22 protein-coding genes are annotated in these 23,189 nt (G+C 69.2%); 12 read left to right on the top strand and 10 right to left on the bottom strand.

From position 1 onward, the window contains the following. The first annotated feature begins 433 nt into the window (after nucleotides 1-433). The 4 genes from G369_RS0113820 to G369_RS0113805 all read left to right on the top strand — a co-directional run bounded on the left by G369_RS0113820 (nucleotide 434) and on the right by G369_RS0113805 (nucleotide 4,280). Nucleotides 434-1,324 (top strand): TauD/TfdA dioxygenase family protein, encoded by an 891-nt coding sequence (locus G369_RS0113820; protein WP_019654598.1) that lies wholly within the window; start codon nucleotides 434-436, stop codon nucleotides 1,322-1,324. A 28-nt stretch (nucleotides 1,325-1,352) separates the two neighbouring features. Then, nucleotides 1,353-2,363: an ABC transporter substrate-binding protein gene (locus G369_RS0113815; RefSeq protein ID WP_019654597.1), complete on the top strand. Its 1,011-nt coding sequence runs from the start codon at nucleotides 1,353-1,355 to the stop codon at nucleotides 2,361-2,363. Continuing rightward, nucleotides 2,363-3,289, top strand: coding sequence for an ABC transporter ATP-binding protein (locus G369_RS0113810; RefSeq protein WP_440870404.1), 927 nt, complete (start codon nucleotides 2,363-2,365; stop codon nucleotides 3,287-3,289). Before G369_RS0113815 ends, G369_RS0113810 begins: the two co-directional genes overlap by 1 nt. A 121-nt stretch (nucleotides 3,290-3,410) precedes the next feature. Continuing rightward, a complete protein-coding gene (locus G369_RS0113805; RefSeq protein ID WP_019654595.1) occupies nucleotides 3,411-4,280 on the top strand; it encodes an ABC transporter permease in 870 nt (289 codons plus the stop codon). Between the two features lie 25 nt (nucleotides 4,281-4,305). Here the strand turns inward: G369_RS0113805 and G369_RS35790 are convergent, their stop codons facing one another. Then, nucleotides 4,306-4,704, bottom strand: coding sequence for a DUF5329 family protein (locus G369_RS35790; RefSeq protein WP_019654594.1), 399 nt, complete (start codon nucleotides 4,702-4,704; stop codon nucleotides 4,306-4,308). Between the two features lie 114 nt (nucleotides 4,705-4,818). On the opposite strand from G369_RS35790, the gene hisN reads away from it, so the two are divergent. The 5 genes from hisN to G369_RS0113775 are packed head-to-tail and all read left to right on the top strand — an operon-like array spanning nucleotide 4,819 to nucleotide 8,784. Continuing rightward, nucleotides 4,819-5,595, top strand: coding sequence for a histidinol-phosphatase (gene hisN / locus G369_RS0113795; RefSeq protein WP_019654593.1), 777 nt, complete (start codon nucleotides 4,819-4,821; stop codon nucleotides 5,593-5,595). A gap of 10 nt (nucleotides 5,596-5,605) precedes the next feature. After that, a complete protein-coding gene (locus G369_RS0113790) occupies nucleotides 5,606-5,800 on the top strand; it encodes a DUF2905 domain-containing protein (RefSeq protein WP_019654592.1) in 195 nt (64 codons plus the stop codon). A gap of 34 nt (nucleotides 5,801-5,834) precedes the next feature. Next, nucleotides 5,835-6,761, top strand: a complete 927-nt coding sequence (locus G369_RS0113785; RefSeq protein WP_019654591.1) for an ROK family protein — start codon at nucleotides 5,835-5,837, stop codon at nucleotides 6,759-6,761. Nucleotides 6,762-6,802: 41 nt separating this feature from the next. Next, nucleotides 6,803-8,341 (top strand): tetratricopeptide repeat protein, encoded by a 1,539-nt coding sequence (locus G369_RS0113780; protein ID WP_019654590.1) that lies wholly within the window; start codon nucleotides 6,803-6,805, stop codon nucleotides 8,339-8,341. Next, nucleotides 8,338-8,784: a DUF1877 family protein gene (locus G369_RS0113775; protein WP_019654589.1), complete on the top strand. Its 447-nt coding sequence runs from the start codon at nucleotides 8,338-8,340 to the stop codon at nucleotides 8,782-8,784. The genes G369_RS0113780 and G369_RS0113775 overlap by 4 nt, the downstream gene beginning before the upstream one ends. 32 nt (nucleotides 8,785-8,816) lie before the next feature. Here G369_RS0113775 and G369_RS0113770 read toward each other — a convergent pair whose 3' ends face one another. Beyond that, nucleotides 8,817-10,262, bottom strand: coding sequence for an aminotransferase-like domain-containing protein (locus G369_RS0113770; RefSeq protein ID WP_019654588.1), 1,446 nt, complete (start codon nucleotides 10,260-10,262; stop codon nucleotides 8,817-8,819). 174 nt (nucleotides 10,263-10,436) lie between these two features. Between G369_RS0113770 and G369_RS0113765 the strand changes: the two genes are divergently transcribed. Then, complete coding sequence (locus G369_RS0113765; protein WP_019654587.1) at nucleotides 10,437-10,781, top strand: hypothetical protein; 345 nt, start codon at nucleotides 10,437-10,439, stop codon at nucleotides 10,779-10,781. An 18-nt stretch (nucleotides 10,782-10,799) separates the two neighbouring features. Here G369_RS0113765 and otsA read toward each other — a convergent pair whose 3' ends face one another. The 5 genes from otsA to G369_RS0113740 form a co-directional block, all read right to left on the bottom strand. Further along, nucleotides 10,800-12,185: an alpha,alpha-trehalose-phosphate synthase (UDP-forming) gene (otsA, locus tag G369_RS0113760; protein WP_019654586.1), complete on the bottom strand. Its 1,386-nt coding sequence runs from the start codon at nucleotides 12,183-12,185 to the stop codon at nucleotides 10,800-10,802. Between the two features lie 88 nt (nucleotides 12,186-12,273). After that, complete coding sequence (locus tag G369_RS0113755) at nucleotides 12,274-14,196, bottom strand: glycoside hydrolase family 15 protein (RefSeq protein WP_019654585.1); 1,923 nt, start codon at nucleotides 14,194-14,196, stop codon at nucleotides 12,274-12,276. Next, a complete protein-coding gene (gene otsB, locus G369_RS0113750; RefSeq protein ID WP_038114569.1) occupies nucleotides 14,193-14,996 on the bottom strand; it encodes a trehalose-phosphatase in 804 nt (267 codons plus the stop codon). The genes G369_RS0113755 and otsB overlap by 4 nt, the downstream gene beginning before the upstream one ends. A gap of 84 nt (nucleotides 14,997-15,080) precedes the next feature. Beyond that, nucleotides 15,081-16,922: an ATP-binding response regulator gene (locus G369_RS0113745; RefSeq protein ID WP_019654583.1), complete on the bottom strand. Its 1,842-nt coding sequence runs from the start codon at nucleotides 16,920-16,922 to the stop codon at nucleotides 15,081-15,083. A 77-nt stretch (nucleotides 16,923-16,999) separates the two neighbouring features. Continuing rightward, on the bottom strand, nucleotides 17,000-18,187 hold the full coding sequence (locus G369_RS0113740; RefSeq protein ID WP_019654582.1) for a multifunctional CCA addition/repair protein: 1,188 nt from the start codon (nucleotides 18,185-18,187) through the stop codon (nucleotides 17,000-17,002). Nucleotides 18,188-18,347: 160 nt separating this feature from the next. Here G369_RS0113740 and G369_RS0113735 point away from each other — a divergent pair, with 160 nt between their 5' ends. Beyond that, nucleotides 18,348-19,073 carry an OmpW/AlkL family protein gene (locus G369_RS0113735; RefSeq protein WP_019654581.1) on the top strand — a complete coding sequence of 242 codons (726 nt, stop codon included), beginning with the start codon at nucleotides 18,348-18,350 and terminating at the stop codon, nucleotides 19,071-19,073. Between the two features lie 36 nt (nucleotides 19,074-19,109). Here G369_RS0113735 and G369_RS0113730 read toward each other — a convergent pair whose 3' ends face one another. From G369_RS0113730 to G369_RS0113720, 3 genes are all read right to left on the bottom strand, one after another. Continuing rightward, the gene (locus G369_RS0113730; RefSeq protein ID WP_019654580.1) at nucleotides 19,110-19,799 is read right to left on the bottom strand and encodes a glutathione S-transferase family protein; all 690 of its coding nucleotides are present in this window, start codon (nucleotides 19,797-19,799) and stop codon (nucleotides 19,110-19,112) included. 122 nt (nucleotides 19,800-19,921) lie between these two features. After that, nucleotides 19,922-20,479 (bottom strand): MgtC/SapB family protein, encoded by a 558-nt coding sequence (locus tag G369_RS0113725; protein ID WP_019654579.1) that lies wholly within the window; start codon nucleotides 20,477-20,479, stop codon nucleotides 19,922-19,924. Between the two features lie 15 nt (nucleotides 20,480-20,494). After that, nucleotides 20,495-22,525, bottom strand: coding sequence for a lytic transglycosylase domain-containing protein (locus tag G369_RS0113720; RefSeq protein WP_019654578.1), 2,031 nt, complete (start codon nucleotides 22,523-22,525; stop codon nucleotides 20,495-20,497). A 9-nt stretch (nucleotides 22,526-22,534) separates the two neighbouring features. On the opposite strand from G369_RS0113720, the gene G369_RS0113715 reads away from it, so the two are divergent. Then, the gene (locus G369_RS0113715) at nucleotides 22,535-23,152 is read left to right on the top strand and encodes a 5-formyltetrahydrofolate cyclo-ligase (protein ID WP_019654577.1); all 618 of its coding nucleotides are present in this window, start codon (nucleotides 22,535-22,537) and stop codon (nucleotides 23,150-23,152) included. Nucleotides 23,153-23,189: the final 37 nt, after the last annotated feature.

Below are 23,189 nucleotides of genomic sequence, written 5' to 3'. Positions count from 1 at the left end.
CTCCCTTCTGGCTGCGCCGAGGAGCGCAGACGTAGGAGGGACAAGGGCCGCAGCTGTCTGAGCGCAACGCAGTGGAGCGAGTTCTGCGGACCCCCTCCTACGTCGAGCACCGCAGGTTGCCCGTAGCGAAGCGGAGGGACGCAGACAGCAGGGTCGCCTTTCTTTTGCCTACGTTTCTTTGGCGAAGCAAAGAAAAGTAGGTCGGCCGCCGGGCCGAGACCCGGCCCCGGAAAGCAAACCCGAAACAACTTCTCATCAAGATAAAAACCCGCCGGGCGGCCCCCCGGGTGGCAAGCAACTACTCAGAGTCTCACCAAGACTCAAGCGCCAACGCAATGAGCCAGCCCAAGCCCCAGTCCCGCCAAAAACATAGTCATAAGCTAGCAACAAAGAGTTCGTTGGCGATCCCAACCCCGCCCCCTACATTCCCGGCATGACTGCCGCCCTAACCAGCGAGGTAGACGCCCCCTCGCAGCACTTCGAAGTCCGCCCCTTCCCCGCCCCCGTAGGCGCCGAAATCCTCGGCCTCGACATCTCGAAGCCCATCGGCACCGAAGACTTCGCCCGCATCCACAAGGCCCATCTCGACCATCACGTCCTGGTCTTCCGCAACCAGCAGATCACCCCGCAGGAGCACATCGACTTCAGCCGCCGCTTCGGCCCGCTCGAGATCCACGTCCTGCACCAGTTCCAGCTCAAGAACCATCCCGAGATCCTCATCGTCTCCAACATCAAGGAGAACGGCGAGCCCATCGGCCTCGGCGATGCGGGTGTCTACTGGCACTCCGACATCTCGTACAAGCCCAAGCCCAGCCTCGGTTCGCTGCTGCACGCGCAGGAGCTTCCCAGCGAAGGCGGCGACACGCTCTTCGCCGACCAGCATCTCGCATGGGAATCGCTGAGCCCCGAGCTGCAGCAGCGCATCCTGCCGCTGAAGGCCGAGCACAGCTATCTCGCGAAGTACGAGGAACTGCGCGCGAAGAACCCGTGGCGGCCGAAGCTTTCGCAGGCGCAGATCGACCAGGTCGCGCCTGCCGTGCAGCCGGTGGTGCGCACGCATCCGGAGACGGGACGCAAGGCGCTGTTCGTCAGCGAGCACTTCACGACGCGCATCGTCGGGCTTCCGCAGGCAGAGAGCGACGCGCTGCTCGCCGAGCTGTTCGCGCACAGCGTGAAGCCCGAGTTCGTGTATCGCCACAAGTGGGAGCCGCACGACCTGGTGTTCTGGGACAACCGCTCGCTGATGCACCTGGCAGCCGGCACGCCCGACCACCTGCGCCGGCGCCTCAACCGCACCACGATCGTCGGCGACACGCCTTTCTGATTCTTTCCATTCCCTGCTTCCGACAAAAATGAACCGTTTCACCCGCAAAGCCGCGGCGCTCCTCGCCGGCCTCGGCCTCCTGGCCGGCAGCCTTTCCGCGCATGCCGAAGGCCAGATCCGCATCGCCGAGCAGTTCGGCATCGTCTACCTGCTGCTCAACGTGGCGCAGGAGCAGAAGCTCATCGAGAAACATGCGAAGGCCGCGGGCATCGACGCCAAGGTCGAGTGGGTCAAGCTCTCGGGCGGCTCGGCGGTGAACGACGCGCTGCTGTCGGGCAACATCGAGATCGCAGGTGCCGGCGTGGGGCCGCTGCTCACGCTGTGGGACCGCACCAAGGGCAAGCAGAACGTGAAGGGCGTGGCCTCGCTGGGCAACTTCCCGTACTACCTCGTGAGCAACAACCCGAACGTGAAGTCGATCGCCGACTTCACCGACAAGGACCGCATCGCGCTGCCCGCGGTGGGCGTGTCGGTGCAGTCGCGCGTGCTGCAGTTCGCCTCGGCGAAGCTGTGGGGCGACAAGGAATTCAACAGGCTCGACAAGATCAGCGTGGCGGTGCCGCATCCCGATGCAGCGGCCGCCATCATCAAGGGCGGCACGGAGATCACGGCGCACTTCGGCAATCCACCGTTCCAGGAGCAGGAGCTCGCGGGCAACCCGAACGCGCGCATCGTGCTCAACTCGTACCAGGTGCTGGGCGGCCCGTCGTCGGCGACGGTGCTCTACGCCACCGAGAAGTTCCGCAGCGAGAACCCGAAGACGTACAAGGCCTTCGTCGATGCGCTCGACGAGGCGGCAAAGTTCGTCACCGCCAATCCTGAGAAGGCGGCCGACATCTACCTCAAGGTGAGCAACGCGAAGCTCGATCGCGACCTGCTTCTGAAGATCATCAAGAACCCCGAGGTGCAGTTCAAGACCACGCCGCAGAACACCTATCCGCTGGCCGAGTTCATGCACCGCGTGGGTGCGATCAAGAACAAGCCGGCTTCGGTGAAGGACTACTTCTTCGACGACGCGCAGAACGTGTCGGGGAATTGATGAGCATGGCCGAGGCGTCTTCGGGGTTCGACTCCTTCCCCCTCTGGGGGAAGGTTGGGATGGGGGCTGGCAGGGCGGTGAATGCGCGGGCGCCGTCTGCCCCCACCCCAGCCCTCCCCCAGCGGGGGAGGGAGCAAGACGCCAAGGGACAGGCATTGCTGCAGGTCGACAACGTCAGCCTCGAATACCGCACCCCCGAGCGCGTCGTGCGCGCCACGCACCGCGTGAGCTTCGACGTCCATGCCGCCGACCGCTTCGTGCTGCTCGGTCCCTCGGGCTGCGGCAAGTCGACGCTGCTGAAGGCCGTGGCGGGCTTCATCCCGCCGGTCGAGGGCGAGATCCGCCTCGACGGAAGGCGGGTGGCGCAACCCGGCCCCGACCGCATCGTCGTGTTCCAGGAGTTCGACCAGCTGCCGCCGTGGAAGACCGTGAAGCAGAACGTGATGTTCCCGCTGCTGGCCTCGCGCACGCTCGGCAAGAAGGAAGCGGCCGAGCGCGCGCTGCACTACCTCGACAAGGTCGGCCTCTCGAAGTTCGCCGACGTGCATCCGCACCAGCTCTCCGGGGGCATGAAGCAGCGCGTGGCGATCGCACGCGCACTGGCGATGCAGCCGCGCGTGCTGCTGATGGACGAGCCCTTTGCCGCGCTCGATGCGCTCACCCGCCGCAGGATGCAGCAGGAGCTGCTCGAGCTTTGGGACGAGGTGCGCTTCACGCTGCTGTTCGTCACTCACTCCATCGAGGAGGCGCTGGTGGTGGGCAACCGCATCGCGCTGCTGTCGCCGCATCCGGGGCGCATGCGCGCCGAGATCAACAGCCACGCCTTCACGCTCGACAGCCTGGGCGGCGCAGAATTCCAGGGCACGGCGCAGCGCATCCACGACATGCTGTTCGAGGAAGAACAGCAAGTGGAGGCTGCGCCATGAGCCCGATCTTTCTCCCTCCCCCTCTGGGGGAGGGCAGGGGTGGGGGCAAGCGGCGCATCCGTCGAGCGCTCTGCCTGCCCCCATCCCAGCCTTCCCCCAGCGGGGGAAGGAGCAACACACCATGAGCACCGTCATCCCGCCGATCCGCCCTGAATACGAGCGCACGCTCGAGCCTTTCACCGAAGTGCCGGTCGAGCGCCGGCTGCCGCTGGGCGAGCGCATCTGGTCGCAGGCCTGGCTGCGCAAGGGGCTGATCCTTGCCGCCATCGCGGTGCTGTGGGAGCTGGCAGCACGGTGGCAGAACAACGACCTGCTGCTGCCCACCTTCACCGCCACCGCGGCGGCACTGTTCGAGGGGCTTGCAAGCGGCGAGCTCATCGAGAAGGTGCGCATCTCGCTGGCCGTGCTGCTGCAGGGCTATATCGCCGGCGTGCTGCTGGCCTTCGCGCTCACCACGCTGGCGGTGTCGACGCGCATCGGCCGCGACCTGCTGGACACGCTCACTTCCATGTTCAATCCGCTGCCCGCCATCGCGCTGCTGCCGCTGGCGCTGCTGTGGTTCGGGCTCGGACGCGGCAGCCTGGTGTTCGTGCTGATCCATTCGGTGCTGTGGCCGCTGGCGCTCAACACCTACGCGGGCTTCCAGGGCGTGCCCGACACGCTGCGCATGGCCGGGCGCAACTACGGGCTCAGGGGGCTGCGCTACGTGCTGCAGATCCTGGTGCCGGCGGCGCTGCCGTCGATCCTGTCGGGGCTGAAGATCGGCTGGGCCTTCGCCTGGCGCACGCTGATCGCGGCGGAGCTGGTGTTCGGGGCTTCGTCGGGCAAGGGCGGGCTGGGCTGGTACATCTTCCAGAACCGCAATGAGCTCTACACCGACCGCGTCTTCGCCGGCCTCGCCCTGGTGGTGCTGATCGGCCTGCTGGTCGAGAGCCTGGGCTTCAGGACGCTGGAGCGGCTGACGGTGCGCCGCTGGGGGCAGCAGCGCTAGCTGCTGGCTTGCCGGCCCGCGGCGGCTATCCGCCGGCCTTCCTCGCGCCGGTTGCCTGCCGCAGCGCGCGCAGCTCGCTGTTGAGGAACTCGTTGGCGTCGCGCACCGTACCGTTGGTGAGCTTGACCCTGTAGGCCTGCCCGGTCATCTCCGAGCGCGAGGCGCAGCGCTCGATGAAGTCCTCGGCCGTGAGCAGTTCCTTTTTGAAGTAGTCGTACTTCGCCTGCATGTGCCTGGCGGCGTCGGAGGCGTTGTACTCGCTGCCGTTGCGCAGGAAGATCATCGAGCTCATCTTCGAGACGCGCTGGATCAGCGTGTCGATCAGCTTGTCTTCGGTGTCTGAGGGCGTGGCGCGGGCCAGCAGGGCCGCGGTGCCGAGCATGAAGGCGAGCAGCGCCGTGCGCAGGTGTGTGAAAGAAGCCATTTGTCGTAGTTCGTGGCAATTTCCGGGCCATGCTAGGGCTGGCTGCCCCGCCGTGTCAAACCCGCCCCGGCTCGGGTCTAATTGCAGGTTTTGGCAAGCGTCTCCAACTCTTTCATGAGCTCCTCCTCTTCCGACCTCTCGCCGATCGCCCAAGCGCTGGCCGATGCCGCCGCCGCCAAGTCGATGCACTACTTCCGCACGCCGCTGGACATCATCACCAAGGCGGACGAAAGCCCCGTCACGCTGGCCGACCGCGCCGCCGAGACGGCCATGCGCGAGATCCTCGCCGCCCGGGCGCCTGCCGACGGCATCTACGGCGAGGAGCACGGCCCCGAGCGGCTCGATGCCGAGCGCATCTGGGTGCTCGACCCCATCGACGGCACGCGCAGCTTCATCACCGGCTCGCCGCTGTGGGGCACGCTGATCGGCGTGCTGCAGGGCGGGCGGGTGGCGCTGGGCATGATCGACATGCCGGTGCTCAAGGAGCGCTGGATCGGCGTGGCGGGCCAGGGCGCCACGCGCGACGGCCAGCCGGTGCGCGTGAGCGGCTGCACCGAAGTGGCCAAGGCCCGCATCGTCACCACCTCGCCCGACATCTTCGCGCCGGCCGACTGGAGCGCCTTCGACAGGCTCAGCCGCCAGTGCGCGATGCGCCGCTTCGGCGGCGACTGCTACGGCTACGCCCAGCTGGCGGGCGGCACCATCGACCTCGTGGTCGAGACCGGCCTGCAGCCCTACGACTACCTCGGCCCGGCCGGGCTGATCGAGGCGGCCGGCGGCGTCGTCACCGACTGGCAGGGCCAGCCGCTGGGCCTGAAATCCGACGGCCGGGTGATCGCGGCGGCAACGCCCGAACTCCACCGACAAGCGATGGCCATTCTCTCGGCCTAGACTGTTGCCCATGCTTCGCTGGCTGATCGTCGTCGTCCTCGCGCTGGTGCTCATGAGCGGCCTGACCGCCTGGCTGCGCCGCTTCGGCTTCGGACGGCTGCCCGGCGATTTCGAGTTCCGCGCCTTCGGCCGCGAGTGGCAGCTGCCGATCGCGAGCACCGTGGTGCTCAGCATGATCGCGGCGCTGGTGGCGCGCCTCCTGTAGAGAAGACGAACAATCAAGGAAAAGACGAACAACGATGAGAGCCTGCGTAGACATCGGCGGCACCAAGGTTGCCGTGAGCCTTTCCGCCTCCAGCGACGCGCCGCTGATCGGCCGCCTCAGCGAGCCCACGGCCAAGACCGGTGACAACGACGCGGTGGCTGTGCAGATCATGCGGATGATCGACGAGGTCTGCGCGCAGCAGGGGGTCGATCCGGCGAGCATCGACCGCGTGGGGGTCTCGTCGGCCGGGCCGTTCGAGCTGCACGAGGGCATGGTGGAGCTGGCTACGCCCAACATCTGCGGCGGCATCGCCGGTCCTGCACGTGGCCTGCCCAACAACTGGATGACTGCGCTGATCGAGGCACCGCTGGCCAGGCGGTTCGCCCGCGTGCGAGTCGAGAACGACGCGGTGGCTGCGCTGGAGGCCGAGCGCCACTGGGGCGCCCTCAAGGGCATGGACAGCTGCGCGTACGTCACCTGGAGCACGGGTGTGGGTGTCGGCCTGTGCGTGGACGGCCGTGCGCTGCGCGGCAAGAACGGCAATGCCGGCCACGCGGGCCACAGCTTCGTGGTGGACGATGCGAGCGGCGCGCTGTGCGGCTGCGGCAACGTGGGCGACGTCGAGGGGCTGATCGCCGGCAATTCGATCGCGCGGCGTTTCGGTCAATCGGCAGCCGATGTCTTCAGCTCGGCGGCGGCCGGAGAGCGGCATTCGCTGGAAATCGTCGATGCACTGTGCCGCGTGATGGGCCGCATGCTCTACAACCTGATCGCCACCCTCGACCTGCAGGGAATCAGCCTGGGCGGCAGCGTGTTCTGGCATCACCGTGACTTCCTGCTGCCGAGGCTGCAGGCACAGATCGATGGCAAGCTGCCGCCGCTCACGCGGGGCGTGCAGTTGATGCCCGCCGGCCTGGGCGACAAGGTCGGCGACTACGCCGCGCTCGCGCTGCTCGACTGAACGAACGAACGGACGGTCGAGCCCACGCAACCTGGCGAACCATGACCCCGCTGCCTCGCCGCCGCTCCTTCGCCTACCTGCTGTGGCTGGTGGGGGGCTTCATCGGCGCGCACCGCTTCTATTTGGGCAGCTACCTGGGCGGCGCGGGGCAGATGGGGCTTCTGGGCTACGGCATCGCCGGCCTGCCGGGCGGCCGCTTCTGCCTGGCGGTGCTGCTGCCGTGGATGCTGTTCGACCTCTGGTGGATTCATCGGCGCATGGACCAGCTGCAGGCGCAGGGTCAGGACGAGGACGAAGAAACCCCCTCCGCCGCGGCGCGCCCCGCATCCCTGCGCCACGCGCCGAGGGACGCCGCCAAGGACTACGACCTTGCGGCCTTGGCCGAAGCCAACAAGCTGCAGGAGCGCTTCGTGGCCGCCGCCGAGGCCGGCGACTGGGCGCAGGCCGTCGCCATCGGCGAGCAGATCGTCGCCGCCACGCGCCGCGTGTTCAAGGGGCCGCACCAGAACCTCGCGATGACGCTGTGCATGCTCGGGCAGGCCTGCTACCAGAGCGACGCCTTCGACAAGGCGCGCTCAAGCCTCGAGGAGAGCCTGTCCATCGGCCGCATGCTCGGCATGCCGGCGGAGGACATGGACGTGGCCCGCAGGGCGCTCGACCTGACGCTGGTCGCCATCGCGCAGCGCAAGGCGCGCGGCGCCGCTTCCGACGATCAGGGCGTGCTGCTGAAGCTGCTCGACGACCAAGAGGCCCGCTACCGCGCCGCGCTCGCCCAGGGCGACCTGAAGAGCGCCGAGCAGTCCTGCGCGGAGGCCATCGCCGCCGCCCGCCGGCTGCACGGCGGGGCGCACCGCAGCGTGGTGCTCCACCTGTCCAGCCATGCCGAGCTGTGCCGCCGGCTGCGCTGGAACGAGAAGGCGCAGGCCTCTGCCGACGAGGCGCTCGCCGTGGCTGCGCAGCTGGGCCTGGACGACAGCTGGCGGCGCGGGCCGACCAACACGCTGGCGCTGCTGCATGCCGCGGCCGGACGCGCCGACGAGGCAGAGGCGCTCTACAAGAAGACCATCGCCATGGCGGTGGCCGAGGCCGGAGGCGGCTCCAGCGACGGCGTGGTGCGTGCGTTCAACAACCTGGCCTTCCTCTATGCGGAGTCGGGCCAGGACGCGAAGGCCGAGCTCTGCTATGCGCGCGCCCTGGTGCACCTCGACAAGCTCCCGCCGGGCGAGGGCGACGCGGAGCTGCATTCCGACATGCTCAACAACTTCGCGAGCCTGTTCATGGCGCGCCGCGACTTTCCCCGGGCACGCGAGCTGTTCGAGCGCTCGCTGGGCATCCAGCAGCGCAACTGCCGCGGCATCTCGTCGTCGGCCGCCAATGCGCACAACGACCTGGGCCTGATCGCGCAGGAGGAAGGCGACCTGCGCCAGGCGCTGGTGCACTTCAAGCGCACGCTGCTGCTCAACCAGATCTGCGCGCCCGACCACTTCCGGAACATCGACAACGCGCAGCGCAACATCGACAGCGTGAGCATCGCGCTCGCGGCGGTGGCGCGCGCTGCCCGCATGGAGCCCAGCACTTGAGCATCGGCGCCGCCTTCCACGCCCTCGACCGCTACCGGCTGCGTGCGCTGGTGATCGATCCGTCCACCGTCTCCGGCTTCCTGAACACAGCCGCGGCCAAGGGCGGCCCCCACGACAGCCAGACCGTGGAGCAGGCCTGGGACGTGGTGCGCACGCTGATGCCCGAGGCGGTCGACGGCGAGGAGCTCGACGGCACCGATGGCCTGGCCTGCATCTACCTCACGGCCGCCCATGTGGAGCGCGCCGCGGCCCGGCTCGCGCAGTGCGACGTGGCGGCGCTGGTGGGCCGCTTCACGGCCGACCCGGCGAAGTTCGGCGAGCTGTACTGGGCCAAGGTCTGGCAGGAGGGCGCGCAGGACCTCGCGGGCTTCATGGAGGGCGTCAAGCGCTTCTTCGCGGGCGCTGCCGCAAGGCGCGACGCCGTCCTGTTCTACATCGTCTGAATCGCGCGGCCGCGTCTGAATGTCGACGCGCCCTAGCGCGAGGGCTGCACCGCCGACACGATCTCGCCGAGCCGCCGCAGCCCCGCGTCCACCGCCTTCGAATACGGCCAGCCGCAGTTGATGCGCAGGTAGTTGTCGAAGCGCCCGGAGTTCGAGAACTGCGCGCCCGGCGACACCAGCATCTGTTCGCGCAGCGCGGCTTCGAACACGCTCACCGACGATCGCTGCTGCGGCAGCTCCACCCACAGCTGCAGCCCGCCGCGCGGCAGGTTCAGCCGCGTGCCCGCCGGGAAGTAGCGGGCGATGGCGTCGGCCGTCTGGTCGCGCTGCGTGTGCAGCCGTTCGCGCAGCCGGCGCAGGTGGCGGTCATAGGCGCCGCTGGCGATGAACTCGCCCGCGGCGATCTGCGCCAGCGCCTCGTTGTTGCGGGTCTGCGCGTACTTGAGCATCTCCACCTGCGCGTGCCAGCGTCCGGCGGTGATCCAGCCCAGCCGCAGCCCCGGCGCCAGCACCTTGTGCAGCGAGGCGCAATAGATCACGTTGCCCGTACGGTCCCACGACTTGACCGCGCGCAGCGGCGCGTCGGTTTCCACGAGGTCGCTGTAGGTGTCGTCCTCGACCAGCGCGATGCCGTGGCTCTCGCACAGGTGCACGAGCCGCTGCTTGTGGCTGTCGGGCATCACGCTGCCGATGGGGTTCTGCAGGTGCGGCACCACCACCACCGCCTTGATGTCGTCGTAGGTGTGGATCGCCAGGTCCAGCGCCTCCAGCGACATGCCGGTCTGCGGGCTGGTGGGGATCTCCAGCGCGCGCAGGCCCAGGCTTTCGAGCACCTGCAGCAGGCCGTAGAAGGTGGGTGACTCCACCGCGACCGTGTCGCCGGGCTTGGCGATGGCGCGCAGCGCGAGGTTCAGCGCCTCGATGCAGCCGTTGGTGACCAGCACCTCGTCGGGCGCCACCGTCATGCCCACGCGCAGGCTGCGCTGCGCCACGGCCTCGCGGAACTGCTCGTGGCCTTTCTGCGAGGAGGCGGTGGTCAGCAGCTCGGGCCGCTGGCGCAGCGCGCGCGTCATCGAGTTGCGCAGCGCCTCGGCGGGATACAGCTCGGGCGCCGCGCGGGCGATGGCGAAGTTGAGCTTCACGCCCGTATGCCGCCCGCGCGCCATGAAGTTGGCCATGCGCGTGCGCATGCTCACGAACTGCGCTGGATCGGGCGGCACGTCGGCCACCGGCTCCTCCATCGGCGCGATGGCCAGGCGCTGCGGTCGGCGCACGAAGTAGCCCGAGCGGTCGCGCGCCTCGACCCAGCCGTCGCTTTCCATGGCGCGGCAGACCTGCAGCGCGGTCGAGAGGCTGATGCCGTGCAGCCGCATCAGGCTGCGCAGCGAGGGCAGCTTGTCACCCTGCTTGAGCGAGCCGGTGTGGATCGCATCCACGTAGTGCGCGGAAAGCTGGCGGTAGAGCGGTAGCGAGTCCATGGATCGATGTTCCCCGCATCGGGCATCCGAAAACAGATGCAGTTGCCCGGGAAAACGACCATAACAGATGCGTTTCCGGCCCCGCTGTTCCGGTCGCAATAGCCATGGCGTGTGCCTGTTTTCCGGGCAGCGGGATTCCTACGATGAAGCCTCGTCCAACCGAGCTTCGCCGCCATGATCACCACACTTTCCCAGGCTCCCGATTCCATCGTTCTAGAACCCGGCCAGTCCCTGCGCACCTCGGTCGAGGCCGGCGCATGGCTCCAGCTGGCGGAGGGGCGCGCCCGCGTGGTGTCGCCGCCGGGCTGGTTCGGCGAGACGGTCTTCATGACCGAGTCGCTGCTCGAGGAGGGCGACATGCACCGCCTGCCGCACGGAGGGTGGATCGAGGTTTCGGCTCTGACGCCGGTGCACCTGCGGGTGCACGCGCCCAAGGCCCCGGCGATGGCCGCGAAGACCGCCGCTCCCGCGCTGGCGCGGCCGGTGATGCGATTCGTGCGGCTCCTGACCGGCTGGTGAGCCGCCGGCCACGCGGGGTCAGCGCTCGCTGGGCGCCTCCCGCAGCGCCTCGAGGAAGCTGCGCCGCCACCAGTGGATGTCGTGTTCGCGGATGCGCGACAGCAGCTTCTGGTGCCGCTCGCGCCGCTCCTCCAGCGGCATCTGCAGCGCCTGCTGCACGGTCTCGGCGGTGCCGTGGGTGTCGTAGGGGTTCACCAGCAGCGCTTCCTTCAGCTGCTCGGCGGCGCCGGCGAAGCGCGACAGCACCAGCACGCCGGGGTCGGCAGGGTCCTGCGCCGCAATGTATTCCTTGGCGACGAGGTTCATGCCGTCGCGCAGCGGCGTCACCAGGCCCACGGCCGCCGCACGGCACAGGCCCGGCACGCGCTTGCGCGCCACCATGCGGTGGATGTAGCGCACGGGCATCCAGTCGAGCTCGCCGTAGTCCCCGTTGATGGCGCCGCACAGCGATTCGAGCTCGCGCCGGATGTCGCCGTAGGCGTCGACCGTCTCGCGCGTGGGCGAGGCGATCTGGATCAGCGTGGCGCTGCGGCGGTTCTCGGGGTAGTTCGCCAGCAGCTCGCGGAACGCCCGCACCCGCTGCGGGATGCCCTTGGAGTAGTCGAGCCGGTCGATGCCCAGCAGCAGCCGGCGCTGCGAGTACTCGCGCTTCATGGTCTCGTACATGTCGCGCGATTCCTTCGCATGCGTGAGTGCCGCGAACTCGTCCACGTCGATGCCGATGGGGAAGGCCGCGCTTCGCACCGTCTGGCCGTAGGCGCGGTACATGTCGTCGCCCAGGTACTCGCCGTTGGCCTCGTTGCGCACGTAGTGCTCGAAGTGCTGCACGTCCTGCTGCGCCTGGAAGCCGATCAGGTCGTACGAGAACAGCGAGCGCATCAGCCAGGCGTGCTGCGGAATCGCCGCGAGGATGATCTGCGGCGGCAGCGGAATGTGCAGGAAGAAGCCGATGCGCTGCCTGCAGCCCATCGCGCGCAGTTCGGCTGCCAGCGGGATCAGGTGGTAGTCGTGCACCCAGATGATGTCGTCGTCCTTCAGGAGCGGCAGCAGCTTGCGCGCGAACAGCTGGTTCACGCGCCGGTAGCCGCCGACGAAGCCGGCCTCGAAGTGCGCGAGGTCGAGACGGTCGTGGAACACCGGCCAGAGCACGTCGTTGCTGTAGCCGAGGTAGTAGCTGTCGTGGTCCTCGCGGCTGAGGTCGATGGTCGCCAGCGTGACCTTGCCTGCCTGGTGGCGGTGCAGCTCTCCCTCTCCGGTCGGGCCGTCCTCGACGATCTGGCCGCTCCAGCCGAACCAGAGGCCGCCGCTTTGCTGCAGGCTCTCGCCCAGCGCCACGGCGAGGCCGCCGGCGGCGGGCTTGCGCGGGTCGGCCACGCGGTTGGAGATGACGACGAGGCGGCTCATGGCGCCTCCTTGCGCCAGCTGCCGGGCAGCGTCTTCCCCTCTGGGGGTGGCGTTGCACGGGTGCAGCGGGTGGAAGACCGGGTGGCGTTCATATGGCGGAGTCCCAGGGAGCGGACAGGCGCACCGCCGCGTTGATGATGCCGACCATCGAGTAGGTCTGCGGGAAGTTGCCCCACATCTCGCCGGTGACCGGGTGGGTGTCTTCGGACAGCAGCCCCAGCGGATTGCGCGCGGCGAGCATGGTCTCGAAGATCTGGCGCGCCTCGGCCTTGCGGCCGATCTTGGCTAGCGCGTCGATGCGCCAGAAGGTGCAGATGTTGAAGGCGGTCTCGGGCTTGCCGAAGTCGTCGGCGGCCTCGTAGCGGCGCATGTAGGGGCCGTCGCACAGCGTCTTCTCCATGGCATCGACGGTCGAGATGAAGCGCGGGTCGCGCGCGTCGATCAGGCCCACTTCCACCATCAGCAGGATGCTCGCGTCGAGCTCGTGCCCGCCGAAGCTCTCGGCGAAGGCCTGGCGCTCCTCGCACCAAGACTTGGCGAGGATCTCCTCCTTCATGCGCGCGGCATGGCCGTGCCAGTAGGCGGCGCGTTCCGCCAGCCCCAGTGTGCGAGCGATCTTGGCGAGCCGGTCGCAGGCGGCCCAGCTCATCAGCGCCGAGCTGGTGTGCACGCGCGCGCGGGTGCGAAGCTCCCACATGCCGGCGTCGGGCGTGCCGTAGACGGCCACCGCGCGCTCGCCCACCGCCTCGAGGTGCGGAAACTCCGCCAGCCCCGCGCGGCTGAGCAGCCGGTGGTCGTGGAAGGCCTGCGCCGCGCCGAGCACGATGTTGCCGTACACGTCGTGCTGGAAGTGCTCCTGCGCCTGGTTGCCCACGCGCACCGGGCCCATGCCGCGGTAGCCGGGAAGGCCATCGACGAAGGACTCCGGCAGCTCGCGCTCCAGCCCGATGCCGTACAGCGGCTGGATGTGCTCGCCGTGCGAGCCGATCACCACGTTGCCGAGCCAGCGCAGGTAGTCCTCCATGGTGCCCACTTCGCTCAGCGAATTGAGCGCGCGCACCACGAAGAAGGCGTCGCGCAGCCAGCAGTAGCGGTAGTCCCAGTTGCGCTGGCTGCCCGGCGCCTCGGGAATGCTGGTGGTCATGGCCGCGACGATGGCACCCGTGTCCTCGTACAGCGAGAGCTTCAGCGTGATGGCCGCGCGGATCACCGCGTCCTGGTACTCGAACGGAATGGCCAGGCGCTTGCTCCAGACGCGCCAGTACGCGATGGTCTCCTGCTCGAAGCGGCGCGCGGTGTCGGCGATGCCGTCCATCAGCGTCTCGTCGACGCCGAACATGAAGTTGTATTCGCGCGAGAGCACGAAGGGCTGGCGCGAGAGGATGTGCGAGATCGAGGCGTCGGTGTTCAGCCGCAGCGTCACGTCGGGCCCGACATAGCGGATGTGGTTGCTGCCGCGCGTGACCTCCAGCGGCGCCGAGGCGCCCCACTGGAAGCGCGGATCGAGCGACACGCGGATGCGCGGCGCCCCCGCGATGGGCCGCACGCGGCGCACCAGCATCAGCGGGCGGAAGTAGCGCGAGCGGCTGTAGAAGCGCGGCGCGAAGTCGGTGATCTCGATGCCCTGGCCCGCGCTGTCGAAGAGCTGCGTGCGCAGCACGGCGGTGTTCGGCTCGTACCACTGCTTCGATTCGGCGAAGTCCTCGATGTCGATGCTCCAGGCGCCCGCATCCTCGCCGGGATGCAGCAGGGCGTTGAACACCGGGTCGCCGTCGAAGCGCGGCAGGCAGCACCACACGGCGCGGCCGCGCGAGTCGATGAGTGCGCTGTAGGCGCAGTTGCCGATCACGCCCACGTTGAGCGAGGGCTCGGCCGGCGGCGCGAAGCCGCGGGCGCCAGGCCTTGCGGCTGCCTGCGGATCGACCGGTGCGCGGTCGTCGGGACCGGTCGCGCCGGCCAGGGCCTGCCCGGCGCGGTCCTCGGGCGCCACCGGCGTCTGTTGTTCTGTCATCGGGGGCTCCTCGGTGATTCTTCGGATCGGCTTGCAGAGTCCTGCGGCCTTGCCGCCAGCAGGTCGCGTGCCTGCACCAGCCATTCGTAGACGGCCAGCGGCGATTCGAGGCGGTGCAGCGCCAGGCTGGGGCCCGAGCCCACCTTGATCGCGATGCCGCCGCGCGGCTGCACCACGGCGAATCCGCTTTCGTCGGTGGTGTCGTCGCCGAGGAAGACCGGCACGCGGCCGGCGAAGGGCGCCTCGGTCATGAAGGCATCGATGGCGATGCCCTTGTTGACGCCTGCGGGCTTCACCTCGAAGACGAACTTGCCGTGCATCAGCTCCAGCATCGGATCGAGCGCGATGGCGCGCGACATCGCGTCGCGGCACACCGCCTCCAGCTGCGGAGCGAGCCGGTAGTGCAGCGCGATGGCCGCGTGCTTGCGCTCGACAAGCAGGCCTTCGTGCACGCGAGCCAGCTCGTTGGCGATGTCGAGCACGGGGGCGAGATCGGGCGGCCGCTGCTCCTGCATGCTGCCGGCGGCATCGCGGCGCTGCACGCCGTGCTCGCCGGCCGCAGGCAGCCGCAGGGGCGCGAGAAAGCGGTCGATGGCATCGATCTGGCGGCCCGACACCACGGCGAGCGCACCGCCGAGCTGGTCGCGCAGGTCGCTCAGCAGGGGCACGAGGGCGGGTGGAATCTCGATGGCTTCGGGCGTGGGCGCGAGCCCGACCAGGGTACCGTCGAAGTCGAGGAAGAGGGCTGCGTCCCGCGCCAACGGAGGAGGCAACGGCGGGTTGCTGGAGGACTTTGGCATCGGTAAAAACCTTAACACGCGCCGTTCGCGGCGCATGTCGGCCAAAGCCCCATGTCGCCCCGGACGCGCCGGGAGCGCTTCGAATCAGTGCGCTGCCAGCGAGGGCGCCGGCGCCAGTTCGGCGAGCGCGCGCAGCAGCGTCGCCGGGTTCACCGGCTTGAACAGCACCGGAATGCCCGAGGCGCGCACGCGCTGCAGCCGCTGGGGCGAGGTCTCCCCCGTCACCAGCAGCAACGGTGCTTGAAGGCCGAAGCGCTGCTGCAGGCGCTGCCCCACGTCGAGCCCGTTCTCGCCGCCGCCGAGGCGGTAGTCGCACATCAGCAGCGAGAAGGGGCGCTCCTGCGCGTCGGGGCTTGCTAGGAGCTCCGCGGCTTCGGCCTCGCTGGCGACGGCCTCCAGCGAGAGATGGTGTGACCTGAACAGGCCGACCATGGCTTCGCGGATATCCGCTTCGTCGTCGATGAGCAGGATGCGCCCGTGCACTGCCCCCGGCGTGCAATCGGCGCGCTGCCCTGCGGCGCGGCGGGCTGCAAGAGGCCCGCCCTCGGCATCGGGCACCGCAGCTTCCTCGGCGGCCGGCAGTTCGAGGCGGAAGAGGCTGCCGCGGCCGGGGCGCGACTTCAGCCGCACCGGATGCCCGAGCAGCTGCGAGAGCCGCCGCACGATCGACAGGCCGATGCCCAGCCCCTGCGTGCGGTCGCGGCCCGGGTTGTGCACCTGGTAGTACTCCTCGAACACGCGCTCCTGCTGCTCGGGCGCGATGCCGATGCCGGTGTCGAACACCTCGATCCACACCGTGTCGCCGCGCGCGCGGGCCCGCACCGACACGCCGCCGCGTGTCGTGTACTTCAGCGCGTTGTCGACGAGGTTGGAGAGCATGCGGTGCAGCAGCTGCGCATCGCTGCGCACCCGGAGGCCGCTGGCGCGCACCCGCAGCTGCAGCTGCCGCTCCTCGGCCCTGGCCGCGAACAGGCGGTTGAGCGAGCGGAACAGCGCGTCGAGCGACACCGGCGCGATGTCCGGCGTGACCACGCCCGCATCGAGGCGCGACACGTCGAGCATGGTGTCGAGCGAATTGCCCAGTGCGTTCACCGCGCGCATCAGCTGCTGCGCGTTGCGGCCGCCGTGGTGCTCGCGCAGCTCGTTCTCCAGTGCCGCGCCGAAGAGCGCGATGGCATGCAGCGGCTGGCGCAGGTCGTGGCTGGCGGTGGCGAGGAATCGCGACTTCTCGGCGCTCGCGCGCTCCGCGGCGGCGATCTGCCTGCCCAGCTGGCCGGCCAGCGCCTCGTTCTCGAAGCGCAGCACCAGCGAGTCGGTCAGCAGCTCGTGCTGCTGGCCGCCCACGCGCAGCGTGAAGAGCAGGTAGCCCAGGCTGAAGAGCGCCAGGAAGAAGTGCGTCGCGTCGCCCTGCCACGCCAGCGCGGCGATCAGGCTCAGCATCATCGGCAGGGTGTAGCCGTACAGCGCCGGCTTCAGCGGCCACAGCAGCTGCATGGCCCGCGCGCAGCTGCCGATGATGGCCACCGTGACGACCGAGGTCACGGGCATGTCGCCCGGTGTGATGAAGAGCAGCGGCGCACTGGCCATGGCCGCGCCCACCACCATGACGGTGCAGGAATGCCGGCGTGCCCAGCGCCTGGTGTCGGCCAGCGGCACGCCGGCGTGCCAGCGCGGCATCGAGAGGAGGAACAGGCCCAGCAAGAGGTGCGCCGCCATCCACACGAGGATCCAGGCGCGGGGCTGGTGCAGGTACATGGCCGCGCCCAGCGCAGCGCCCAGGCCGAAGTGCACGAACACCGACGCGTCGTAGGCCGCGTACACCGAGGCCACGTGCTCGCGCAGCACGCGCAGGCCCAGCTCGTCCGCCCCTGGCGGGTGCGGGAAGTCGGCGGACTCGCGTGACGGCTTCGGCGCGGTGGCATTCACCCGGCCGATGCTATCGACGGGGTTCGCGCACGGAAGTGTCGTAAGTCATGCCCCGAAAGGGCTGGCCCCGGTCGGCCTCAAGCCTGACCCAGCGACGAAGCGACCGCCTCGACGCGCGCCCGGTGGATGGCCTCGCCGATCTTCGGTCCCGTGGCGCCCGACTGCTGGGCGGCCCGGGCCACCACGTCGGTGGCCACGGCCGACGCCGTCGCCAGCACCGCGAGCAGCCGCTGGCGCTGCGGCCAGGGCGCATCGGCCTCGATGCCGGTGCCCGGACGGCTGCGCGCCGCGCACTCGCAGGCCAGCAGCGCCTCGGCGAAGCGTGCGGGCTTGCGGAAGGCGTCGCAGCGCTCCAGCAGGCGCACCAGCCCGGCGGCATCGAGCGCGCCGCTCTCGTCGATGTGCGAGTGCTCGCGCGCCACCATCTCCGCCAGCTCGCGGATCTCCACCGGCACGCGCCAGCGTTCGCACAAAGCCTGGAGCGAGGCCACGCTGCCCTTGCCGCTACCGAAGCCGCCGGTCAGGCAGGCGAAGCGCACGGCCAGCGACGCCTTCAGCCGGGCGGCGGTGTCCACCACCTGCATCGGCAGCGGGTCGTTCGCGTCGATTTCGGGCAGCAGCACTGCCAGTGCGCCGCATTCGCGCAGCACGTCGAACATGCGCGAGGGGCGTGTTTCCATCAGGCCGCGCGAGAGCTCCTGCCACACGCGCTCGGCCACCAGCGCATCGACCTCGCCGGCCGCGACCATCCCGCGCATCAGCGCCATGGTTTCCGGGGCCACGTCGAAGTCGTCGAAGCGGGCGGCGAAGCGCGCCACGCGCAGGATGCGCACCGGGTCTTCGCGGAAGGCATCGGTCACGTGGCGCAGCACCTTGTCGCGCAGGTCGCGCTGGCCGTGGAAGGGGTCGGCCAGCGTCTCGGGCGCGGGATCGAAGCGGCCGTCGGCGCTCACCAGTTCGGCGGGCAGCGCGATCGCGTTGACGGTCAGGTCGCGGCGGGCGAGGTCCTGTTCGAGCGTGACGTCGGGCGCGGCATGCACGGTGAAGCCGCGGTAGCCCGGCGCGCTCTTGCGCTCGGTGCGCGCGAGCGCGTATTCCTCGCGCGTCTCGGGATGCAGGAACACCGGAAAGTCGCGCCCCACGGGCAGGTAGCCGCGCGCCACCATTTCCTCGGGCGTGGCACCGACCACCAGCCAGTCGTGGTCGGACACGGGGCGCTCCAGCAGGCGGTCGCGCAGGGCGCCGCCGACGAGAAATATCTTCATGACGGCAGTTTAGGGATAGTCCCCCTGTCAGAAATAGAACGGTCGTTCGATAATCCGCGGCGCAGACCGGGCAATCGTTCGTCATCCGGGCGATCTTCAGCGGCGAGCACAGCCGGCGTCCGCATCCGCAGAGGGATATTCAATCAAAAGGACACATTTCATGAAGAAAACAATGATTGCACTGGCAGCGCTCGGCGCCCTGGCGTCCGGCAGTGCCATGGCGCAGAAGGCCGGCGACTGGGTCGTCGGCACGGGGTGGTTCCATCTGTCACCGCAGGATTCGAGCAAGCCGCTCACCGTGACCTCGCCGATCCCGAGCGTGCTGCCCGGTTCCGGCGCCAGCGTGAGCGATTCCGACACCCTGGGCCTCAACGCCACCTATTTCATCGACAGCAACTGGGCGGTGGAAGGCGTGTTCGGCGTGCCGCCGAAGTTCAAGCTCGACGGCACCGGCACCCTCGGGCGCGTGGGCCAGCTCGGCGAGGCCCGCCAGTGGAGCCCGACGATCCTGGGCAAGTACTACTTCAACGACGGCGAATCCGCCTTCCGCCCCTTCGTCGGCCTCGGCGCCACCTATGTCTGGTACAGCGACGTCAAGCTGACCCCGAACCTGCAGAGCGCGCTGGCCACGCAGTTCCACCAGTCGCCCTTCGCGGTCAACACCACGGCCAAGCTGGACAGCAAGTTCGCCCCGGTGCTCAACATCGGCGCGGCCTACCAGTTCGACAAGCACTGGGGCATCTCGTTCTCGGTCTCCTACATCCCGCTGAAGACCAAGGCCAAGCTGACCACGAACTCGGTCTTCGGCCTGCCGGTGGCGACCAGCGAGGCGAGCCTGAAGCTCAACCCGATCGTCACCTACGTGGCGGCGACCTATCGGTTCTGAACCGGGCTCGGGCTCGCCCTTGCAGCGTTTGAAGCCCTATCGCCCCGTGCGGTAGGGCTCCTCGAACTGCAGGAAGTCCTTTTCGGCCAGCCCCGCGTCGATCCAGGCCTTCACCCCCGGCAGCGCCTGCACGCGCTCGATGTAGGCGGTGATCTGCGCCGGCACCGGCAGGCCGTAGGTCTTGATGCGCGTGCCCACGGGCGCGAAGTAGGCGTCGGCGATGCCGAACTCGCGGCCGAAGAGCATCGGGCCGCCATGGGTCTCGAGCAGGCCGCTCCACATCTGCACGATGCGCGCGAGGTCGCTGGCGACTTCGGGCACCTCCTTCAGCAGCCGTGCGCCCACTTCGGGCAGCGAGGCCTCGAGGTTCATGCCGCAGTGGTTGCGCAGGCCGCCGAAGCCGGCGTGCATCTCGGCGCAGACGCTGCGCGCGCGGGCGCGGTCGGCCCTGGCCTGGGGCCAGAGATGCTTGTCGGGGAAGCTCTCGGCCAGGTATTCGGCGATGGCGAGCGTGTCCCAGATGACGAGGCCGTCGTCTTCCACCAGCACCGGCACCTTGGCCGCGGGGTTCAGCGCGCCGATGATGTTCTTGAACTGCGAGTCGGCCTCGAAGGAATCGAAGCGCACCGCGACTTCCTCGAACTCGATGCCGGCCTGCTTCATCAGGATCCAGGGCCGCATCGACCATGACGAGTAGTTCTTGTTGCCGACATAGAGCTTGCGCATGAGAGGGTTCTCCGGTCCGTTGCGGTGATGCTGAATAGGGTCTTCGATGCTAGCCGTGCGCCACGCGGCGATTGATGCCGAACGCGGCGCGAATTGATGCCGCTTCGCAGGCGGCCCGGCGTTCAGTGCCGGGGCTTGTCGCCCGAGTCCTGCCCGCCGGCGCGGGCGGCGTCGCCATCGGCCTTCGGCTGCCCGGGCGCCCGCTCGATCAGGCCCACGAGACGCGGCACCAGCGCGAGAACGGCGAGCGCGAGCAGCGCGCTCGTCACCGCCGTCACCTCGCGGCCGAGCCCGCAGGCCATGCCGATGGCGGCGGTCATCCACAGGCCCGCGGCGGTCGTCAGGCCCTGCACGTGGCTCTCGTCCTTGCCCTGCTTGAGGATGGTGCCGGCGCACAGGAAGCCCACGCCCGCCACCAGCCCCTGTATGACGCGGCTCATGTCCGCCGGCACGATGCCGGTCTGCTGGGGAATCAGCACGAACATCGCCGAGCCGATGGCCACCAGCATGTGGGTGCGCACGCCGGCCGCCTTGCCCTGCTGCTCGCGCTCGAAGCCGAGCACGAAGCCCAGCACGCCCGCCAGCGTGAGCCGCAAAACGATGCGCGTGAGCTGCGCGACGTCGCCCACGTCCGAGAACTCGGACGCCAGCGTGTCGAGGACCTCGTCGCGCCAGCTCATCTCAGGCGGCGGCCTTCAGGGAAGATCCTTGTTCGGCTCGGGCTCGGAGGCATCGCGCGGGCCGACGCGGCCCAGGCGCTCCTTCAGCGACTGCGGCCGGCCGCTGATGATGGCGGCGTAGTTGGTGGTGTTTGCCAGCACCTTCTTCACGTAGTCGCGCGTCTCGTTGAAGGGCACGTTCTCGGCCCAGATGGCCGCGTCGAGCACTGGGCCGTTGCGCCAGCTGCGCGGTCGGCCCGGGCCGGCGTTGTAGGCGGCGGCGGCCAGCGCCATAGAGCCGTCGAAGTCGTCGAGCGCGAGCTTCAGGTAGTTGGTGCCGATGGTGATGTTGGTCTCGCGGTCGTTGATCTGGCTGGGCGAGAAGTCGGCCAGGCCGATCTTGCGGGCCGTCCAGCGCGCGGTGGCGGGCATGACCTGCATCAGGCCCGAGGCGCCGACGCCGGAGCGCGCGTCCATGATGAAGCGGCTTTCCTGGCGGATCAGGCCATAGACGTAGGCCGGGTCGAGGCCGATGTCCTGGCTCTTGCGCAGCACCGTGTCGTGGAAGGGCATCGGGAAACGCTGCTCCACGTCGACCACGCCCTTGGTGCGCTCGCTGGTGTTGATGCAGCGGTCCCACACCTCGCGCTGGCAGGCGAAGTCGGCCGCGGCGAGCAGCGCGCGGTCGTCCATGCCGCCCTTGTCGTGCAGGTTGGTGGCGTAGTTCCACTCGCGCGTGCCCTCGGGGCGCAGCCCGATGGCGATGGCGTAGAGGCCGCGCGCCAGCGACGGGTTGCTGCGCGCGGCGGCTTTCTCCTCGGGCGTGAGCGGAGCGGGGCGCGTGGGCACCACGGTGCGCTGGCCCATTTCTTCCAGCGCCAGCATCTCGTAGAAGCCGCGCGAGCCGGCGATGCTCTGGTAGAGCTCGCGGGCCTGGGCGCGGCGCTCGTCGCCGCCTGCGCTGGCCAGTGCGCGGGCCTTCCAGTAGACCCAGGTCGGGTCGAGCTGGGTGGTTTCGCTCATCGCGTTGATGGCGGGCACCACTTCCTTCCACTGGCCGGCGCGCAGGGCGGCGCGCACGCGCCAGGCGAGCATGTCGTCGGACAGGTCGCTGTTCTTGGTGACGTTGGCGAAATAGCTGCCGGCCTGCGGCCACAGCTTGATGGCGGCGGCGCGGCCGATGGTGCCCCAGAGCCAGTTGCGCTCCTCGGCCGAGAGCATCGGGCCCCACTTGCTGTCGAGCTGGGATGCCGCCTGCTCGGGGTCGGCGATGGCGACCTTGATGAGCGCGAGCACCACCAGCTCCTTGCGCGACTTGGCGGCCACGAAGGCACGGCCGGTCAGGAACTTGGCCGAGCTCGCGTTGAGTTCCTCGAAAAGCGGCAGCGCGTCGGGCGCGGCGATGGTGACGGCAGCGCGCGCGGCCTGCGGCCGGTTGGCCTCCATGGCCAGGCGCGCCTTCTTCCAGACGTCGTTGGTCGACAGCAGGCGGGCGGCGACCATGCGGTCGGCGGCGGTGAGGCAGCCATCGTCGAGGTCCTTCTGGCCGAACCAGTTGCGGCGCACCTCGTCGGCCTGCGCCTGCGTGGCGGTGCCGGTTCGCAGCGTGTCGACCAGGATCGCGTAGCAGCGCACCTGCGGGTCGTCGCCCATGCGGAAGCCGTCGAGCGAGGCGGAGAAGTTGTCCCAGTCGCGGCGCTGGCCGGTCAGCAGCAGCCAGTCGTTGCGCAGGCGGTCTTCCTGGTAGGTGCCGGGGTAGCGGGCGTAGAAGTCCTGCACTTCGTTGGGCGCGGCTTCCTGCAGCCTTGCCTTGAGTTCCCAGTAGGCCGCCCAGGGTTCGAGCGCATGGCCGCGGGCCTGGGGCAGCAGGGCCGTCAGCCGGGCCTTGTCGCCGCGCTGGAAGGCCTGCTTCATCTGGATCAGGACGTCGTCGTTGGTGTTGCTCTGGGCCGCGGCGGGCTGCTGCGAGAGCATTGCGGCGAAGGCGATGACCGCGGAAAAAACCAGCGCGGGGACCGCATTGCGCGGATGGCTGCGCTTGGATGCCAAAATGCTTGGGAACTGCATCGGGGGATTATGGACAAGTCAAAGGGTGCCGACACCTCGGCAACGGCGAGTTTTCTTAAGGAACAGTTGAGGAAAGCCCTCATCGAGCAACGTCTGGCGATGCCCGACCGGCTGACACGCGCCGACCTTTTGCAGCGCGTGATGCGGATCTGGCTCGTGGGCCGGCCCGACACAGTGATCGGCGCCTACTGGCCGATCAAGGGCGAGTTCGATCCGCTGCCCGCACTGCACCGCTGGAAGGAAGACGGCGAGCTCATGGAGGAGCCGCAGCGCCGCCGCATCGGACTGCCGGTGATCGACAAAGTTCACAAGACCCTGACCTTCCATGCCTGGTACCCGGGCTGCCAGATGGAGGAGGACGCCTACGGCATCCCCAAGCCCAAGGACACCGAGCTGATCGTGCCCACGCTGCTGTTCGTGCCCTGCGTGGGTTACAGCGCGGGCGGCTACCGGCTGGGCTACGGCGGGGGCTTCTACGACCGCACGCTGGCCGCGCTCGAACCGCGGCCCTTCACGGTGGGGCTGGGCTTCACCAACGGCTTCATCGAGGACTTCGAGCCCGAGGCGCACGACCTGCCGCTGGACGCCATCCTCAACGACAACGGCGTGGTCTGGCCCGTGGCTTGACTCTCCCCCAGGCTGCGCGCACTTCGTGTCGCGCACT

It is taken from the genome of Variovorax atrisoli 110B, from assembly GCF_000382045.1.
GTDB classification, from domain to species: domain Bacteria; phylum Pseudomonadota; class Gammaproteobacteria; order Burkholderiales; family Burkholderiaceae_C; genus Variovorax; species Variovorax atrisoli.
This window is presented reverse-complemented; position numbering and strand designations above follow the sequence as displayed.

Coding starts and splice junctions, on each gene's coding strand:
- G369_RS0113820 (WP_019654598.1), top strand. CDS start 434: ATGACTGCCGCCCTAACCAGCGAGGTAGACGCCCCCTCGCAGCACTTC.
- G369_RS0113815 (WP_019654597.1), top strand. CDS start 1,353: ATGAACCGTTTCACCCGCAAAGCCGCGGCGCTCCTCGCCGGCCTCGGC.
- G369_RS0113810 (WP_440870404.1), top strand. CDS start 2,363: ATGAGCATGGCCGAGGCGTCTTCGGGGTTCGACTCCTTCCCCCTCTGG.
- G369_RS0113805 (WP_019654595.1), top strand. CDS start 3,411: ATGAGCACCGTCATCCCGCCGATCCGCCCTGAATACGAGCGCACGCTC.
- G369_RS35790 (WP_019654594.1), bottom strand. CDS start 4,704: ATGGCTTCTTTCACACACCTGCGCACGGCGCTGCTCGCCTTCATGCTC.
- hisN (WP_019654593.1), top strand. CDS start 4,819: ATGAGCTCCTCCTCTTCCGACCTCTCGCCGATCGCCCAAGCGCTGGCC.
- G369_RS0113790 (WP_019654592.1), top strand. CDS start 5,606: ATGCTTCGCTGGCTGATCGTCGTCGTCCTCGCGCTGGTGCTCATGAGC.
- G369_RS0113785 (WP_019654591.1), top strand. CDS start 5,835: ATGAGAGCCTGCGTAGACATCGGCGGCACCAAGGTTGCCGTGAGCCTT.
- G369_RS0113780 (WP_019654590.1), top strand. CDS start 6,803: ATGACCCCGCTGCCTCGCCGCCGCTCCTTCGCCTACCTGCTGTGGCTG.
- G369_RS0113770 (WP_019654588.1), bottom strand. CDS start 10,262: ATGGACTCGCTACCGCTCTACCGCCAGCTTTCCGCGCACTACGTGGAT.
- G369_RS0113765 (WP_019654587.1), top strand. CDS start 10,437: ATGATCACCACACTTTCCCAGGCTCCCGATTCCATCGTTCTAGAACCC.
- otsA (WP_019654586.1), bottom strand. CDS start 12,185: ATGAGCCGCCTCGTCGTCATCTCCAACCGCGTGGCCGACCCGCGCAAG.
- G369_RS0113755 (WP_019654585.1), bottom strand. CDS start 14,196: ATGACAGAACAACAGACGCCGGTGGCGCCCGAGGACCGCGCCGGGCAG.
- otsB (WP_038114569.1), bottom strand. CDS start 14,996: ATGCCAAAGTCCTCCAGCAACCCGCCGTTGCCTCCTCCGTTGGCGCGG.
- G369_RS0113740 (WP_019654582.1), bottom strand. CDS start 18,187: ATGAAGATATTTCTCGTCGGCGGCGCCCTGCGCGACCGCCTGCTGGAG.
- G369_RS0113735 (WP_019654581.1), top strand. CDS start 18,348: ATGAAGAAAACAATGATTGCACTGGCAGCGCTCGGCGCCCTGGCGTCC.
- G369_RS0113730 (WP_019654580.1), bottom strand. CDS start 19,799: ATGCGCAAGCTCTATGTCGGCAACAAGAACTACTCGTCATGGTCGATG.
- G369_RS0113725 (WP_019654579.1), bottom strand. CDS start 20,479: ATGAGCTGGCGCGACGAGGTCCTCGACACGCTGGCGTCCGAGTTCTCG.
- G369_RS0113720 (WP_019654578.1), bottom strand. CDS start 22,525: ATGCAGTTCCCAAGCATTTTGGCATCCAAGCGCAGCCATCCGCGCAAT.
- G369_RS0113715 (WP_019654577.1), top strand. CDS start 22,535: ATGGACAAGTCAAAGGGTGCCGACACCTCGGCAACGGCGAGTTTTCTT.